11 protein-coding genes are annotated in these 18,514 nt (G+C 48.0%); 2 read left to right on the forward strand and 9 right to left on the reverse strand.

From position 1 onward, the window contains the following. Window positions 1-10: 10 nt before the first annotated feature. The gene (locus tag KW844_RS28305; protein ID WP_218380137.1) at window positions 11-3,121 is read right to left on the reverse strand and encodes a SusC/RagA family TonB-linked outer membrane protein; all 3,111 of its coding nucleotides are present in this window, start codon (window positions 3,119-3,121) and stop codon (window positions 11-13) included. Between the two features lie 626 nt (window positions 3,122-3,747). Here KW844_RS28305 and KW844_RS28310 point away from each other — a divergent pair. Beyond that, complete coding sequence (locus KW844_RS28310; RefSeq protein ID WP_218380138.1) at window positions 3,748-5,220, forward strand: DUF255 domain-containing protein; 1,473 nt, start codon at window positions 3,748-3,750, stop codon at window positions 5,218-5,220. Here KW844_RS28310 and KW844_RS28315 read toward each other — a convergent pair whose 3' ends face one another. The 8 genes from KW844_RS28315 to KW844_RS28350 all read right to left on the reverse strand — a co-directional run bounded on the left by KW844_RS28315 (window position 5,221) and on the right by KW844_RS28350 (window position 16,348). Then, window positions 5,221-6,483, reverse strand: a complete 1,263-nt coding sequence (locus KW844_RS28315; RefSeq protein ID WP_218380139.1) for a DUF2264 domain-containing protein — start codon at window positions 6,481-6,483, stop codon at window positions 5,221-5,223. 65 nt (window positions 6,484-6,548) lie between these two features. Then, window positions 6,549-7,742, reverse strand: coding sequence for a glycoside hydrolase family 88 protein (locus KW844_RS28320; RefSeq protein ID WP_218380140.1), 1,194 nt, complete (start codon window positions 7,740-7,742; stop codon window positions 6,549-6,551). 21 nt (window positions 7,743-7,763) lie between these two features. After that, window positions 7,764-8,825, reverse strand: a complete 1,062-nt coding sequence (locus KW844_RS28325; protein ID WP_218380141.1) for a LacI family DNA-binding transcriptional regulator — start codon at window positions 8,823-8,825, stop codon at window positions 7,764-7,766. 35 nt (window positions 8,826-8,860) lie between these two features. Beyond that, window positions 8,861-9,616, reverse strand: coding sequence for a 2-dehydro-3-deoxy-D-gluconate 5-dehydrogenase KduD (gene kduD / locus KW844_RS28330; RefSeq protein ID WP_218380142.1), 756 nt, complete (start codon window positions 9,614-9,616; stop codon window positions 8,861-8,863). An 18-nt stretch (window positions 9,617-9,634) separates the two neighbouring features. Further along, complete coding sequence (locus KW844_RS28335; protein WP_218380143.1) at window positions 9,635-11,821, reverse strand: DUF4861 family protein; 2,187 nt, start codon at window positions 11,819-11,821, stop codon at window positions 9,635-9,637. A gap of 21 nt (window positions 11,822-11,842) precedes the next feature. After that, window positions 11,843-12,685, reverse strand: coding sequence for a 5-dehydro-4-deoxy-D-glucuronate isomerase (gene kduI / locus KW844_RS28340; protein WP_218380144.1), 843 nt, complete (start codon window positions 12,683-12,685; stop codon window positions 11,843-11,845). Between the two features lie 28 nt (window positions 12,686-12,713). Further along, window positions 12,714-13,973: a DUF2264 domain-containing protein gene (locus tag KW844_RS28345; protein WP_255578678.1), complete on the reverse strand. Its 1,260-nt coding sequence runs from the start codon at window positions 13,971-13,973 to the stop codon at window positions 12,714-12,716. A 410-nt stretch (window positions 13,974-14,383) separates the two neighbouring features. Next, the gene (locus KW844_RS28350) at window positions 14,384-16,348 is read right to left on the reverse strand and encodes a heparinase II/III family protein (protein WP_218380145.1); all 1,965 of its coding nucleotides are present in this window, start codon (window positions 16,346-16,348) and stop codon (window positions 14,384-14,386) included. A gap of 357 nt (window positions 16,349-16,705) precedes the next feature. On the opposite strand from KW844_RS28350, the gene KW844_RS28355 reads away from it, so the two are divergent. After that, window positions 16,706-18,352: a UxaA family hydrolase gene (locus KW844_RS28355; protein WP_218380146.1), complete on the forward strand. Its 1,647-nt coding sequence runs from the start codon at window positions 16,706-16,708 to the stop codon at window positions 18,350-18,352. Window positions 18,353-18,514 lie beyond the last annotated feature (162 nt).

Raw genomic sequence — 18,514 nt, forward strand, 5'->3', positions numbered from 1 at the left:
TTCATTCGGTTTAGAAATTAACATTAACACCTACTGTTACAGTTCTGCCGTTGGCCAGTGTATTACGGTCAATACCCTGTCCGGATGGACTGTTACCATTGGAAGATACTTCCGGATCAGGACCAGGATATTTAGTCCAGATAGCCAGGTTTTGTGCCTGTGCATACACGCGTACTCCGCTGAGATGCGCACGTTTCACTACTTCGGAAGGAATGTTATAGCTCAAACCAACATTGCGGAGCTTCACGAAATCTCCTTTAAACACGTTGGCAGAAATAGCATAGGAAGAACCGTTGGAAACGTTATCACCGTAATAGATTTTAGGGAAGTCGGTTACATCACCTTCTTTCTGCCATCTGTTCAGTACATCGGTGCTGTTATTCCAATAGCGCTGATCTCTCAAGCCCGCGTTGGAGCCATAATACACGGAGAAACCTGCCTGGTAAGTCAGCATTACATTCAGTTCAAATCCTTTGTATCTAAAAGTATTTTCGAAACCACCTACATATTTTGGATTCGTATTCGCAAAAGGCACTGCAGAGGTTACGCTCACTGCACTCACAGGCTTGCCTTCCATATCGTAGTAAGCCTTCGCTAACGGATCATATTCCACCTGTTTGTTGTCTTTGTTGATCAGCATACGGCGACCGTTTTTCGGATTTACACCCGCAGAACGTACCACGTAAATCATACCTACCGGCATGCCCACTTTATTGATGGAAGTTTGTTCCAGACCACTGGTAGTGTATGGTATTTCAGTCACACCATCCAGCAGAGAGGTGATCTGATTTTTGTTGTAGCTGAAATTGAAGTTAGAAGTCCAGGTAAAGCCACCATGATCAATAACTGTAGCGTTTACAGATGCCTCTATACCTTTATTGAACAGGGAACCAACGTTTACCGGGATGGTAGAAGGTAAACCGGAACTTGGAGGGGATGACATCCGCAGGATCAGGCCGTCCACATTGTTGTGGTAATAAGCGAGTTCAAAATTAACACGGTCTTTTAAGATACCGAAGTTAATACCCACATCCGTTTTCTTGCTTTCTTCCCAACCCAGTGCTGAGTTACCGGACTGGCTGAAGTACATGGATGGGGCACCGCCAAATAACTGCGGGGTGTAGAGGTACATGAAGTCGAAGTTACCCAAACCTGCCATGTTACCTACTTTACCGTAGCTTGCCCTGATTTTGAAATTGCTGAACACATTACCGATGCCGCTACCGGACCAGAATTTTTCTTTCGCTATTTCCCAACCACCGCTAAAGCCGTAGAAGGTACCTTTTTTATGACCGGGTGACAAGGCTGAATATTGATCCTGACGCAGGTTGGCGCTCAGGAAATATTTTGCATCGTAGTTATAATTCAATCGGGAGAAGGCAGAGTAAAGATAGTTTTCACCTCTGCTTAAACCGGTAGAGAAATCACTCAGCCAGCCGCCCTGAATTGTATTGAACATATTATCTGTCTGATTCTGTCTTTCCAGACCATAGCGCTGATAGTCATCGTGCTGTTGTTCCAGACCGAGCAGCAATCCGATATTATTTTTACCGAATGATTTATTCAGGTCAGCGGTGTTGGTCCACACCCATCTTTTAACTTGTGTGTAGATGTTGAAGATATCACCATTGGAGGCATAACCATCACCGTTTTGGTTGTTCTGGTAGATGTCGTTATTCATCAGCAGATAGTCGATACCGTAGTTGGTTTTCAACGTTAACCAGTCGAATGGTTTCAGCTCACCGTATACGTTTGCCTGAATGTGATTGTTTTCTGTGTTGGAGTGGTCCAGGTCCAGCAATACCTGAGGGTTGTAAATACCTACTGCCAGTGCCGGGTTGTTTTGACGGCCGATCTGCGCACCGTCTACGTTATAGGAGCCGTCGTTATTGTATGGGGAAGTAGTAGGTGAGGTGAGAAAGCCCAGCCTGGCCAAACCACCGGAGTTGAAGGCTTCTCCTTCCAGTGATCCGGAGGAACCGGAAATCAGACTCTGCTCATTACTGTAGGACAATTTAGTACCTACGGTAAGTACTTTTCCTATTTTCTGATCGAGGTTAAACAACAGATTTTTACGACCAAAAGAGTTACGTTTCAGGATACCTTCCTGGTTGGTATAACCACCGGAAAAATAGTAGCTGGTAGTTTCAGTAGCGCCGGAAGCGTTGAAGCTATGGCTTTGTGAAAATGCTTTGTCGCGATAAACTACATCCAGCCAGTTCACATCTACCATATTGCCGTTTGCATCCTGATTGGCTTTATACCTGGCAGCGTTATTCGCATTTTTTAATCCTTCGTTTTTGATATCAATGTACTGTTGTGCATTAAGTAGTGTAGGCAGGCGTGTAGGCTTACTCCAGCCTACCCAGCCGTCGTAGTTAAACCTGGTTTTACCCATTCTGCCTTTCTTGGTGGTAATAAATACCACACCGTTTGCTGCGCGGCTACCATAGATGGCGGTAGCAGCCGCATCTTTAGCGATATCGATACTGGCGATGTCGCTCGGGTTAATACTTGCCAGCGGATTGAGTGGTGCACTGGTTGCGCCCTGATCACCGGTGAAGGTAGGTACACCGTCGATAATGATCAGCGGATATGCGCTCAGTGACAAGGAGTTTACACCACGGATACGGAATACCGGCGGGTTATTTACCACACCATTTGGAACGGTGATTTGCACACCGGTAGCACGGCCACCTAATCCCGCTTCAAAGCTCTGGATAGGCATTTCAGCTACTGCACCTCCTCTCACGGAGGCGATGTTTCCTGTTACTTCTGTTCTGCGTTGTGTACCGTAACCTACGATAACAACCTCTGAAATTGTTTTGCTGTCGAGGCCTAACGTTACCACCCCAACGTTGCTGCCGGTGATGGCTACCAATTTGGTTTCGTAGCCTACAAATGAAATACGTAACTGCTTAACTGCTGCGGGGATGGTGAGTGTAAATTCCCCTTTAACGTTGGTGACTGTCCCGGTTTTACCACCCGGAAAACTCACAGTTACTCCTGTCAGGTTGCCACCTGTTTCGTCAGTGACACGACCTGAAACAGTTTGATTCTGGGCCATTACAGAAAATGCTAGTAATAGCATGCTGGCCACCACGAGTAATAGTTTCCTCATGAAGTTCAGATTTTGGTTGAATGAATAAATAAAGTCGTTATACCATCATTGGCATTTCCTCTTACTATGTTATAGGTAGAAAGTTATACAGTTAATAAATCGGTTTAGCGTTGTAGATGAATAGTAACACAAGGACACAATTTGGCATCAGGATCATTTCCTCTAAGCATTTACAAGCAGTCAATGAAATTTGGTTACAACAAAAAATTGGCAGTTTTACGTGCGATTATACTTTAATCAGATTTTGGTTATTACTTCTTTATCTCAATAAGCTTTATACTATCGTAATAGGTTATACGATAAAAATAATAAATTATTTCATATCCTAATAAAAGTTTAAACAAATAAAGAGGGATAACTATAGCGGAGTTTATTATTAGTCTTATTTACAATTATTTATATATTCATTTGCCTCAAAAAATTTCCTGCGTGGGCTTTTCTTGTTTAGGGAGATATAAATGCTACGCTGCCGGGATTTCGCAGCAGTGCTATACTTGCACCCTTAAAATTGCTGCCACGGTGCGATGCCATTGCACGGTTTCCCGATTACCTGGCTGTAAATCTGGTTACCTCCATCATTTCAGATGGAGGTGAACCAAAATGACCGGCCTCCCGTACATGATAACATGCGTTGGTTACTTTTCATATTATTTACGGCTGCTAATTTGCCGCTGATGGCCCAGGAGATTCATTGGCAGTCTTTTTCCGCTGACATCTTCAAACAGGCACAACTGGAACATAAACCAGTATTATTGGACCTTGGCGCCAGCTGGTGCCATTGGTGTCATGTAATGGACGATTCTACTTACAACAACCCGCAGATCAGCAAGTATCTGGCGGAAAACTATATTACGGTAAGGGAGGATCAGGATAAGCGTCCGGACTTGTTTGCACGCTACAAGGATTATGGCTGGCCTGCTACTATTATTTTTTATGAAGATGGCAGGGAAATACTGAAAAATGCCGGGTATGAAGCTCCGGAGCCATTTCTGGCGCTACTCCAAAAGGCTTATGCAGCAGCGCGCATCATGCCACCAGCAAAATCAGGGACTACCAGCCAGCCCTACAAAATAAAAAAATGGTCTCCGGCTACCGCCACTTTCGTACGTAACAATTTCATCTCCTACCTGGATATGAAAAAGGGTGGATATGATATGCAACAACGTTTCCTCGAATATGATGGTATCGCCTATGCACTGCAACAGTACCAAACTGATTCACTACTCCGCAGGTGGTTACGGATTACCATTCCACAGTCATATAAACTAAATGACAGCGTGTGGGGAGGCGTATATCAATATAGTACACGCAATGGATGGGACTATCCTCATTTCGAAAAGATATTAAGCATTCAGGCACGTTACATCAAAATTTATGCAGATTACTATGCCACCACTAAGGATAGCAGCGCATTATTGCAAGCCAGGCATATCCTTTCCTACCTCAATCAATTTCTGTGCAGTCCCTCCGGCCTCTACTATAATTCTCAGGATGCAGACCTTGTTCAGGGCGTACACGCCGGTGATTACTTTCAACTACATGCAAGCGAGCGACTACAGCAGGGGATTCCCAGGATAGACAGTACCTGCTACGCCAAAGAAAACGCACAACTTGCTACCGCACTTTTACACCTGTATACAGCGGCCCCTAACCCTGTATATCTGCAAAAAGCGACTACCATTCTTAAGGAATTGGAACACTATTATAAAACGCCGGATGGTGGCTATTTGCACGATACGGCCTTTAAAACAACGCTGACACTTAGTGATATTTTGTATACCGGCATAGCACAGCACTCCTTGTATAAGGTCACAGCAAATGCAGCAGCACTGGTAGTATCCCGCCGATGTGCAGATTATATCCTCTCACATTTTATGAGCAGCAACGGAGGACTGTATAGCTTTATACCCACCAATAAATATCTTCCTGCCGACTACTCACTCACGGAAAATATTGATGCCTGCAGGTTTTTCCGGGAGCTAGCACCTTTAGCACCCATGTATAAAAAAGCAGGGGATGAGATATTTGGTTATATCTCATCCCCTGCTGTATTGCAAAATATTATTGCCGAGCCAGGCATATTACTGGCTGCTCCATGATTATATTCCGATGGCATGATCAGCCTTAAGCCCCTGCCCTCCATAGGCTTTCACGGCGCTCCAGTCCGCGGCAGGCGCCGTCCAGAACGCATGCTGCGCTGGCAATCCCAGCGGCAGGAAACTGTTGGTGCAAAGATATAAGCTACCTGTAGAAATATAATAATCGCCAATTTCCGGCTGATGTCCGCAGAAACCTATCTGCAACCAGCCCTGCTTGTCGAAGTTACCAGGGTTACTAAAAATACGTTTATGCATGGCCGTTAATGCACCTCTTACCTGTGCCTGTGAAACCTCTGCCGGTAGTTTATCTTCCAGCGCCAGTTGCGCCAGCGGTTGAAATGCCCCACTACGGTACGCCATAGAACGGCCTACTACCGGAAATGCGCCGTCAGGCATGATCAATCGCTCCTGGATGGCACCATAGCGCTGCATGCGCTTTAATGCCAGCTCATATTGTTCCTTGCTGCCTTCCCCTTTATCCACCAGCACTTTGAGCACCTGCACCAACATCGGGTGCATCACAAAGCCATTGTAGTAATCGTAATGGAAGGAGGAACCATCGCCGTACATGCTGTCACCTTTATACCATTCCATCATTTTGCTGATGGCGGTATCCACCGGCTTACGATCCCAGCCGCCATCAAACTGCAGCAGGAACGCTTCAATCATGGCAGCAAACAGTACCCAGTTATTGTTAAACGTTCTGGCTACACGCAGTCCTTTCAGGGCGTCGATCACTTGCTGGCGCGTAGCGGCAGGCAAGTTCCCCCACAGCTGATTAGGCGCCCTCAGAATGCCGAGTGCGAGGAAAGCACCGTCTACCAGGGGTTGTGCATCAAACTTATTATTGAACGTCATATAGTCGGCGCCGTTAGGATCAGTGGCCTGGTGCATCGCCACTTTAGCTTTTTGCAGTAACGCGGCACGCTGCCTGCCCTCGGCAGTATCATCTCCCCCTAATTCCAACCAGGGAGCTACGCCGGAAATGGTACGGCCAAAAGCCTCCAGGTAGGTCACTTTATCTACCGGTTTGGCGTAGTGAGGCGCTACTTCACGCGGCATCTGCTGTTTCAGCTGGCCGCGACTCAGTGCATCTATAACAGGATGGGATATACGATATAGTAAAGTGGCGTTATAATCTCTGTCGGATACCGGCTTCGCCGCCGCATTGGCTGCTACTTCTTTCAATAGTCCGTTACCAGTACCTAAGGAGCCTGCCAACCCCGCTACGGGGATGGCTTGCAGGAAATTTCTTCTGTTCACAGTGTTGAATTTTTTAATCAAAAAAGGGGGTGAAGGAAAACCCCCACCCCGTTACCTTTAAGATATTATTTAGCCCATTGTTTGTAGCGCACAAGCGCCTCAACAAAGTAGTAATCCGCATACGTCAGGGGAACGTCTACCTCAGAGTTATGAGGCAGTGACCCTGTGCTATGCATCAGGATGAAGTCGTTGTTTTCACCTTCCTTTGCCAGGTAAGCAGGGCTACAGAGGCTGGTCAGCATGGTTTCAGCTGCACCCCAGTAGCGGTTACCGGTAGCTTTGTCGGTGTATTTGCTCAGCTCCAGCAATGCCGAGGCAGCAACAGCTGCGGCAGAAGCATCACGTGGCGCATTTGGAATGTTTGGCGCATCATAGTCCCAGTAAGGCACCAGATCAGCCGGCATGTGTGGATTATTGAGAATGTAGTCCGCAATATGTTTTGCCTGCGCCAGGTATTTTTTATCTTTTGTTTCACGGTACATCATGGTGTAGCCATAGAGGCCCCATGCCTGTCCGCGCGACCATGCAGAGCTATCTGCCAGGCCCTGGTGCGTTTTTTTCTGCAACACCGCGCCTGTAGCCGGATCGTAATCAATTACATGGTAAGAGCTGTAATCCGGACGGAAATGATGTTTCATGGTAGTGTTGGCGTGGGTTTTAGCAATCTCTGCAAACTTTTTACCACCGCCGTTTTTGCTGGCCCAGGTCAGCAGCTCCAGGTTCATCATGTTATCAATGATCACCGGAAACTTCCAGGTGCCATGGTCCCATGATTTAATACAACCTACCGTTGGATTGAAACGGGTGGATAAAGAGGCCGCGCTGGTGAGCAGCACATCTTTATATGCCGGATCTTTGGTAATACGGTATGCATTGCCAAAAGGACAGAACATCATAAACCCGAGGTCATGTGTTCCTTTGTTATTTTTTTCTTTCTCTACCAGTGCCTGACGTTTCAGCGCCTCATCTTTGAAGGCCTGATCTTTCGTGTATTCAAACAGGTACCAGTTTACACCGGGGTAAAATCCGGAGCACCACCAGCCACTGCCGGAAGTTGCCAATGCACCTGTTTTTGAATTCGTTGTTTTTGGCAATACAGAATCAGGTAAATGTTTGGCCATCAGTTTGTACTGACGGGCGGCAAACTGTAAGGATTCATCTGCTTTTTTCAGCAGGTCCTTGTTGGCCTTGCCAACTTGTGCATACGATTGCAAACACAATGCTGACAGTAATAATGGAATAATAAGCTTTCTTTTCATGATTTCGTATATACGTCTGAGTTAAGATAAAGTCAATTTCTTTTTGCCCGTTTTTGACTTTCCGGCGCTGGATTGCCGCTCTATCAGCTGGATAGGAATTATCTCCTGTGAATATCGTGGTTCAGCGCTCTGGCGGCCGTTGATCAGTTCCATCAGTACAGCTACCACCCGCTCACCCATCATGGCGGGATATTGGTCGATAGAAGATATTGGCGGCGTCACGATTTCTGTGCGGGGATCATTGGAGTAGCCAACGATTTTCACATCTTCCGGTACGCGCAGGTTCATCTTTCTGCAATATTCGACGATGGTAATTGCAGTAGTATCGTTGGAGGCAAAGATGCCATCCGGATAGGGTTGATGTCCGAATATTTTTTCGCAGGTCTGCCAGGCGTTTTCACGCGTCAGTTCCTGGTAAAAAATACGGTTCTTTTTAGACGTTAACCCATGCTCCTGCAATGCTGCTTTGTAACCTGCCACACGATCGCTGTATAAACAACAGGTCAGCGGTCCTGAGATATGCACAATGTCTTTACAGCCCTTCTCTACCAGGTGCGTGGTGGCTACATAACCGCCACGGTAGTCATCTCCCTTAATCACCTTCACGTTATAATCCTTTGGCACCCGGTCAAAAAACACCAGGGGAATGTTATTATTACGGAAGATATCAAAGTGCGAGAAATCAGTGGTGTATAGTGTGGTGGACACCACCAGTCCGTCCACCCTTGCGGAATACAAAGTATTCGCCAAGGCTACTTCCTGGTCGTAGGAATCGTTTGACTGGCAGATGATCAGGTTATAACCGAATTCCTGTAATTTATTCTGAATGATGGTACTGATCGTTGCAGGAAAAAACATAGAAATTCTGGGCACTATCAGGCCGATGGTTTTGCTTTTGTTATTACGCAAACCTGCAGCGAGTGCATTCGGACGATATCCTATTTTTTTGGCCACCTTTTTCACACGTTCTTTCGTACGTGCGCTGATGTTAGGATGGTCGTTCAGCGCCCTGGATACTGTGGAAACTGAGAGTTGCAGTTCTTCCGCAATATCTACAATCGTTTTTTCTGTTCGTTTACTCATGGAATTTATATGGCTTTTCCTGCAATGATAGTATGTTATCTGCCCATCCAGCCACCATCTACGGTCAGGATAGTTCCGTGCACATAGTCTGATGCTTTAGAAGCAAGGAATACGATAGGTCCTTCAAAATCTTCCGGCTCACCCCAGCGGCCCGCAGGTATGCGGTCGAGGATGGAGGTGCTGCGTTGCTGATCGGCGCGCAGTGCGGCGGTGTTATCGGTAGCGATATACCCCGGTGCAATAGCGTTTACGTTCACCCCTTTGGATGCCCATTCATTGGCGAATGCTTTCACCAGTGAACCAACGGCACCTTTGCTGGCTGCATAGCCTGGTACGTTGATACCTCCCTGGAAAGTGAGCAGGGAAGCGGTGAATATCACTTTTCCGCTGCCTCTTTCAATCATCGTTTTACCGATTTCGCGGGTGAGGATGAACTGTGCGTTCAGGTTGGTGTTGATTACGGTATCCCAGTATTCATCCGGATGCTCAGCTGCAGGCTTACGCATGATGGTACCTGCGTTGTTTACCAGGATATCAATTACCGGCTCGTCTTTCTGCACTTGCCTGATGAAGGCATACAGGGAATCTCTGTCTGCAAAGTCGCACTGATAAGCTTTGAAACGCCTGCCTAATGCAGTCACTGCTTTCTCCACTTCACTGCCACTCAGTTCCAGTGAGGCAGATACGCCGATGATGTCTGCACCGGCCTTTGCCAGTGCCACTGCCATCGCCATACCGATACCACGTTTGCAACCTGTTACCAGGGCTACTTTTCCGTTTAATTCAAACATTATTTCTAATTTGAAGAATTACTTAATTTTTACTTCCATCGGATGTTGCACGCGTTTTGCAAAATCCTCGAGGTAGCTAAACCATTCGGCTGCATTGGTATAACGTCCGCCTTTGCTCCAGGCTGCACCCATGTAATACACATAAGGGGCAGTGCTGGTGGCTACGCCTGGCGTAAGCAAATGTACGTTATCTGTTTTCATGCCTGGCTTAGCTTCCGGAAATACGGCTCCCAGTCCAAGGGTACCATCTTCGCCATGTTGCGGCTCCCAGTAACCCATTACACCGGTTTTTTCGTTGAGCAGGATGGTGCCTGCTTCTTTACGTTTAACGATGCCCGTTACTACCGGCATTTCCTTGCCTTTGAAGCTGTACTGGTACGACATACGGTTCAATTGTGAACCGGCGTCCAGGCTGATGGTTTTGGTCACAGTCACCGGTGTGCCGGCAGCGTTCCAGCTTTCGTATATCAGCTGGAAGGTGGTGCGCAGCGGACCGTTTTCCAGTGTTTTATACTTACGGTAGTTTTTAGGGAAGTAGATGGAATCTTTGATGTAAGGCGCGTTGTCGCCGGCACCCAGCGTGAGGCCAACACTGTAGTAGTCGAGGCCCTGGCCGTTGTCGTGGTGATAGTTATCGGTTTTATACCATTCATTGATCACCAGTTCATTGGTACGTTTTGCCCATACGTCAATACCAAAGGCCATTTCCTTCGGGGTATTTTCCAGTGCGGCGCCGTACATACGATAGGCCATGCGGTCGTTTTCCCAGGCATAGTCATCTTTACGTTCCGGCACGTATCTGCCGTAGGCGGCAGCTTTAACCGGTGCCGGCTCACCTTCTCTTACAAAGGCGGTCACGGTAGCACCAGGTGCGGCGTTTACCTGCAACAGGATGGAAGATGCTGCTTTTGCACCATTAGATACCAGCTGGTACGGGATTTCTTTGCCGGTCACCGCATTGATCACTTTGAAGGTTTTAGCCTTTCCTTGTGCTTTGGCAAAAGAGGACATGGCTATCTCCACTAACTCACCCGGGCGGTTAACACCAGTGCTGTTAGTCATTTGAATGGCCACACCCTGTTGGTGACTGATATCCAGTTTAATCAGCTCAGCGCCTGCTAACAGAAACGCACCTACGCCGTATACTTCTGTATCGTCCGCAGTGGTTTTGCCGGGGGCTGCACCAATTTCCTGGACAAAGCCGAGTTTACCACCTGGCTGCACGCAGCTTACCAGGGCTTCCCAGCCTTTTTTGATGACTGGTAAAAATTCTTTCTCCGGCAGGATACCGTTGTTCACTCCCCACGTTAACGCATACACGTAAAAACCGGTACCACTTGTTTCTTTGGAGGGGTAGCTGGCTGGATCGAGCAGGCTCGCATGCCAGGTACCATCGCTGGTTTGCAGGCGTGCTACCTTATAAGCCATTTGTTTAAACAGCTCCGTAAATTTTGCTCTGTTGGCGTAGTTAGCCGGCATATTATCGAGCAGGCGTGCGAGGCCACCGATTACCCAGCCGTTACCGCGACTCCAGAACATGCGGGCGCCGTTGGCTTCCTTTTTATTGAAGAAGGTGGCATCGCGGTAGTAGAGGCTATCTTCTTTACTATAGAGAAAATCAGTTGTTTTCCACCACAGTTTATCGGCAGTTTGCAGATATTTCGGGTCGTTGGTGGCGGTGCTCAGGTATCCCAGTGCGGGAGGAGCCATGAACAGGGCATCACACCAGGCCCATTCGCGGTGTGCGATACCGTTTACCCATTCCAGTGATTCGGTATGTGGCTGGGCCACGATGGTATCGGCCAGCTTGCGCCAGCGTTCAATCATTACCGGATCTTTGTAGATGGAGTAGAGTTGGGAATAGAGCTGGCCTACGCAGTAGTCATCGGCGTGGAAGCGGTCTTGCCCGGTATTCCAGTCACTTTCCACTCCTACCTGTACCAGGTGGCGGATATAGGAGGGATTCTCGGATACCTGTGCCAGTTTGAACATGCCTGTATACAAGGCACCGTTGGTCCAGTTGGTTCGGCCGTAAGCAAACCCTTTGGTATCAAGTTTATTCCATTGCCATGTGCCTACTTTCTCCATTTGGGCAATTACTGACGGGGCCGACAGAGAGGAGTCGCCCACCGGCAGCGCCATAGCGGCGGATGCGTGGAATAAGGTAAGTCCCGCGAGACTCACCTTCAGTATATTTTTCATCATGATTACGGATTATATCAGTTACTAACGTAGCTCATTGATTTTGCAGTGGTCCATATCGCCGTAGTCGAGGTTTTCGCCGGCCATACCCCAGATGAAGGTATAGTTGCTGGTGCCTGCACCGGAGTGAACGGACCATGGCGGAGAAATAATCGCCTGTTCGTTTTGCATCCAGATGTGGCGGGTTTCCTGCGGCTGACCCATAAAGTGGCATACACTCTGTGCTTCCGGTACTTCAAAGTAGAAGTAAACTTCCATTCTTCTGTCGTGCGTATGTGCCGGCATAGTATTCCACACGCTGCCTGGCTTCAGTTCTGTCATACCCATTTGCAGCTGGCAGGTTTCCAGTACGGAGTTTACCAGCAGTTTGTTGATGGTACGGTGATTGGAAGTTTCCAGTGCTCCTAAAGTAACAATTTCAGCTTCATTTTTTGAAACTTTCTTTGTTGGATAGGTATGATGCGCCGGCGTGGAGTTCAGGTAAAATTTAGCCGGATTTGCGGCATCTTTGCTATGGAAAGTAACTTCCTTAGTGCCTTTACCGATGTAGAGTGCTTCTTTGAAGGCAATCTCGTATTTTACGCCATCTGCTTCTACCGTACCATCGCCGCCTACGTTGATCATTCCCAGCTCTCTGCGTTCCAGGAAATAATCGGCTTTCAGCAGGTCTATCACTTCCAGTTTCATGGCGCCTTTAACAGGCATAGCGCCACCGGTGAGGTAGCGGTCGTAATGTGTGTGCACCCAGTTGATCTGGTCAGCAGCAAATACTTTTTCAATAAGAAAGGCTTCTCTCAACTGCGCAGTGTTCATCTGCTTTACTTCGGCAGGACTGCTTGCATAACGGGATTCATAATTTTTGCCCATATACTGTAACGCTTAGTTAGTTTTTAAATTAATAGGTCACGTGATAATCTTTTTTCACGGGTTTTCCACTCCATACTTTCTGCGCGGTCCATTCAGCGGGAGGTGCGCTCCAGAAAGGATCTTCCGCAGGCAGCCCCAATGCGAGGAAGCCGTTGGTGCAGATATAAAGGCTGCCGGTAGAGGTATATACGTCCGCTACTTCCGGCTGATGGCCTGCTATACCCAGTTGCAGCCACCCTTGTTTATCGAAGGTGCCTTCCATTTCAAAGATGCGTTTCATGATGGCGGTCATGGCACAGCGCACCTGAGCCGGCTCCACTCCTTCCGGCAGCTGATGCATTAATGCCAGCTGTACGAGAGGCTGAAAGGCAGCCGTACGATAGGTCATAGATCGTCCCAAAGCAGGATAAGTACCATCAGGAGCAATCATGCGTTCCTGCAGTTCAGCGAAGCGCTGCATACGTTTCATGGCCTGATCATAATCTGCTTTGGTACCCTGCTGGTTGTCCATCAGTACTTTCAACATATCCGTGAACATAGGGTGTATCACGTATCCGTTGTAGTAGTCGAGTGAAAACTGCGGCCCGTCCGCATAAAAACCATCTCCTGCATACCACTCTTTCATTTTCTGCGTGGCAATCATCGTGCGCAGCGGTTCATACTCTTCATGGATCGACAACAGAAAGGCTTCCACCATGCCTGCAAACAGGAGCCAGTTGTTATAAGCCGGCCTTATACGGCGCAGCTCTTTGAGTTCGGTAACTATATTTTGTTTGGTTTTGCTGTCCAGCGGCTCCCACAAAGCCTTTGGTGCGCGCATAAATGTCTGGCACAGGTATGCTGCATCAACCAATGGCTGCCCTTCTTCCCGGAAATTCAGGTAGTCGGGCGATGCCGGATTTACGCCATTCACAATGCCTTGCAGCACCTGCTCGCGCAGTTGCTTTCTCAGCTTACCTTCTGCGGTAGCATCGTCCGGTAATGCCAGCCATGGTGCCATGCCTGAAATACATCTGCCAAAAGCTTCCAGGTAGGTCACTTTTTCCAGTGCCAGCCCATATCCCGGACCTTTTTCTTTCGGCATGTTTTTCTTCAGGGTACCCCTGCTCATGTTTTCCACAACGGGAGCAACAATTTTCTGTAATAGCTGAACGTGGTACGCACGGTCGGTAAGTGCAGCTGTGGAATTGTTCTCTTGCGTGGTGGTGGCTGATGCAAATGCCGCCGATGGTATCATTCCCGCGAGTCCGGCTAACGGGGCCATCCTGATAAAGTTTCTTCTTTCCAAGGCCTGATTGTTTTTAGCATTGTTACCAGTTGCCGGTCTATCAAGACTCTAAATTAATGCAAACGTTTGCAATAATCCAAGCCCTTTTTTCATTGTTCATCGGAAAGGCTTGTCAGCACTGTGTTTGGCTGTGTTAAAAAATATTTTTACAGGGAGATGCCAGCGCATGCTAAATCGTTATTTCATCGATATGACGACGGTGTGGCATCTCCCGGTTTGTTATGTTCTGATGCTGCTTTCATGCAGTAGCAGGTGTGCTATTATAGCCTTACTCATTGACCAATGCTGACTTTTGTTCAATAGTAGCTCGTAATTTTCTTGCCTTGCAAGGCTATTCCATCACAAATCCAATAAGGCGACCAGCTTACTTTTCTGCAACAAGTAGCGCATTACTTTCTTGCCTTGCAGGGCTATTCCATCACAAATGCAATGCTGTGGCTACCGGTCAGCTTCTTCCCCTTCGACACCAGCGTAATACGCGTTACGCTGCTGCCCCATACCGGCGACAAGCGCCCATCTGCGATTTCCTGCTGCTCCGTTTCCACCGCAAACTCAGCGGGGTTGTAGGTAATCACCAGCGTTCCCTCTTTTGCTGACAGCACTATTTTTCCGGCTTTGCTGGCATCTACCGGCAGGCAGGTCATGAAATGATCCCGGAAGGCTTCTTTCCACTCCTTCAGTGCGTAGGCCTCCGTCAGTTCCAGGCGCTGTTTGCCGGGAATGAAATTGAAAGTGCGCTGCCATTTGTTCACCTGTGCTTCCGCCGGATAAGCAGCGGCTATATCCATCTGTAGCTTATCAGCGCTTTTTTGCGGCGTAAACTGTACATGGTTCGCCTGGAAAGCACGGCCATCTTTCTGCTGCACACCGTTAATGGTAGGGCAGTTGTGCCATTGCGACTGCATGTACCACAGCTTGTAACGATCCTTGCTGAAGGTTTGCTTCGTATAAGTACCCACACCTACATCAATCACCGCAGGCTTACCATTCATATACAACACAAAATTGCCTACATCATTGTGGTTGTGACTTTCGGCGTTATGTCCGCCCTGTGCGGCAAAAAACAGTCCAGCGCTGCTGCCTGGCTTGCTGCGGAGCGACAATACCTGTAAATCCGGTAACCAGTTAACACCCGCGAATGGCGCTACGGCTTTCGTACGCAGCATTTCATCTCCCAATAATAATTTATACACGAAAATTCCCAGTGCGGAAATCCGGATATTATCGCCACCACGGCGTTCCAGCTGATTGAGGTAAGCGCCGAATTGCTTTAGTTCCTCATCATTGTACATTTTGCCGTACATAAATACATCCTGGGAAGGCGGCACACTGCGTGCCGAAGCATCTGCGAAGTTGACAAACCGGTTGCTGTCCACATGCATTTTATAGATGTATGCACCTATCGCATGCATCAGCTTATTGTTACTGAAATCCAGCTTACCACCACTGCTGCTGTTCAGATCGTCCAGCAGTTCAATGAGCTTGCCGCCTGCGTGTCCCCAGTAGCTCGGACCTTCATCACAGCCACCATCAGGTGCGTAAGCGTTCACGAAATTATCGGCACTGCGGATGCTTTTTTCAATCACCAGATTACGTTTATCCGTGTCCGTGAGGTTGAGCAATGCAGCTTTCAGTACGTTGGAGTTGATCCAGATGTTCCAGTTGTTTACCTGTCCGCCTTTGAAGCCCATCCACCAGAAATCGTTGCGCTGGAGGTAAGGGGTATAAATCCTTTTTTCCAGCTCATAGTCGATGCGTTTATTCACGATCACGGAATATTTATCCAGCTCACTGCGGAGCAGGAATTGGGCCCAGGAGAGCGTCATAGCGGTTTCACCGGCAAACAAATCGATCACCTGTTCGTTCGGGTCAGGCAGATTGCTGCCCTGCTTCTGTGCACCGATGTGCGCAGGCAGTACCCAGGTACTTTCTTCCAGGATCAGCCAGAGGCCATTTACGATCTGTGGCATAAAGCGGCCCTTGTTTTCTGCCAACTCTCCGGCAATGAGCGTGGCCAGCACTTTACGACGCTCAAACTGAATATTTTCAAAGTTGATACGATTGCCATTATCCCTGAATTGCAGGTATACTTCCGCGGTGATGGAAGGCCATGAAAAAGACATGGCTTTCTCCGCATCGGCAATCATGTCCTGGCGGGTAGCCGCGTCAATAGCTGCCAGCCGGGAGGCAATACGCTGTTTAAGCTGTTGTTGCCAGGTAGCCGCATTGGTGATGGCAGCTGCGCCACCGGCCTGTTTCCAGGCATTTTCCAGGTAATTGGCCGGCGCAGTTTTCTGCTGTGCCGTAACGGTGGGTGTGGCCAGGCTTAGTCCTGTAGCCAACACAACGTGGAATATAGAATGATTCAACCTCATAGGGCTAGTTGTTTACTATAAGAAAAGCGCTCCGGGCACCGCATCGCTCGCGTACTAAAATTGGTTGCAAATGTTCCCCCAAAGATGGTATCAGCCTGCCCGGACTGTTAAAAATTCATTGTCCCGTTGTCAACGTGGTCGATAAAAGTATCTAAATGTAATAATTGTTCAAACGTTTGCATAAACTTTTTTTCAAATGGTATTTAAACCCTCATAATTGTTATTTCTCATTTCCTGATTCATTCGTAACTTGCCACTGTAACAGATTTCAGCTGATTTTACAACTTGTCAAAATTTCATCAGGGATTAACATTATAGTATTACCAGCCCGCATCAAATCTTCATACTTTAGCCTTTATGAACAGTTATTTACAGATACATCCGGCAGATAACGTGCTGGTTGCATTACAAGACCTCCAGGCTGGAACAAAGATCACCTTCAACGGCCACAACATAGAACTCTTGCAGCTTACGCCTGCCAAACATAAATTCCTTATTAATGATGTCACGAGTGGAGACCCGATCACCATGTATGGTGTACTGGTAGCCAAAGCGGTAACCACCATCAGGCAGGGCGGACTGATGACCACAGAAAATGTGATTCATGACGCCAACGCCTTTCATGAAAAAGATGGCAGCGAGCAATGGCAGGCTCCTGACGTAAGCCAGTGGAAGGACCGGACCTTTATGGGCTACCACCGCCAGGATGGCCAGGTAGGCACCCGTAATTACTGGTTGGTTATACCATTGGTATTCTGTGAAAACAGGAATGTAAGCGTCATCAAAACCGCCTTCGAAAAAGGGCTGGGATTTGCGCCTGCAGAGGTTTACAATGAGCAGGTGACCGACCTGGTAGCCCTTTATAAAAAAGGGGACCTGAATGCGATTAAAAATTATGAAGCAGGTAAATCAGCAGACACAAACAGTCGCAGCACCATTTTCCCTAATATAGACGGTATTAAATTCCTCACCCACGAAGGTGGTTGTGGGGGTACCCGCCAGGATTCAGATGCTCTTTGCGCATTGCTGGCAGGCTACATTCACCATCCAAACGTGGCAGGAGCAACAGTGCTGAGCCTCGGCTGTCAGCACGCACAGGTAAGCATCCTGCAGGAATCACTGAAAAAGCTGAATCCTGATTTCAACAAGCCAATCCTGGTATATGAGCAGCAAAAGAGTTCTTCCGAATTCAATATGCTCTCTTCTGCCATTAAAGATACTTTCCTCGCAATGGTGGAAGCCAACAAAGTTACCCGCCAGCCTGCACCACTCTCCAAACTGGTGATAGGCCTGGAATGCGGCGGCTCCGATGGTTTCTCCGGCATCTCCGCCAATCCGGCAGTGGGCCATACTTCCGACCTGCTGGTTGCACTTGGTGGTACCTCCATCCTGTCCGAGTTCCCGGAACTCTGCGGCGTAGAGCAGGAACTGATTAACCGCTGTACCACGGAATATACATCTGAGAAATTCATCCGCATCATGCGTGCGTACGAAAACCAGGCACAATCTGTAGGCTCCGGCTTTTATATGAACCCCTCCCCGGGTAACATCAAGGATGGCCTCATCACCGACGCTATCAAGTCCGCAGGCGCTGCTAAAAAAGGCGGCACCTCCCCGGTAACCGATGTACTCGACTATACTGAATATGTAACCAAACCAGGCTTAAACCTGCTCTGCACACCGGGCAACGATGTGGAGTCCACCTCTGCAGAAGTAGGTTCCGGCGCTAATATCGTACTGTTTACCACCGGCTTAGGCACCCCTACCGGCAACCCGATTGCCCCGGTAGTAAAACTGGCCACCAATACCAAACTGGCTACCCGCATGCCTGATATCATCGATATCGACACCGGTTCTATCATCAGTGGTCAGCACTCCATTGCAGAAATGGGTGAGCAGATCCTGGAATATGTGATCCAGGCTGCCAGCGGTGAAGTATATACGAAAGCTGAGCAACTGCATCAGGATGATTTCATTCCGTGGAAACGTGGGGTGAGTTTGTAAATCACTGTAGATAATTTTATGGAAAGGGGCCTTGGGGCTAGTCATGGTCGGAAGAAATTCCGACCATTTCTTTATGTTTTGAAGTAAATATCAGGATTTCCGCCACATAAGACAACGATTTGAGCAATTGCCAGATCCCTGACTTCCATAGCCATGCGCCTT

Source organism: Chitinophaga sp. sic0106, from assembly GCF_019219075.1.
In the GTDB taxonomy this organism is placed as follows: Bacteria; Bacteroidota; Bacteroidia; order Chitinophagales; family Chitinophagaceae; genus Chitinophaga.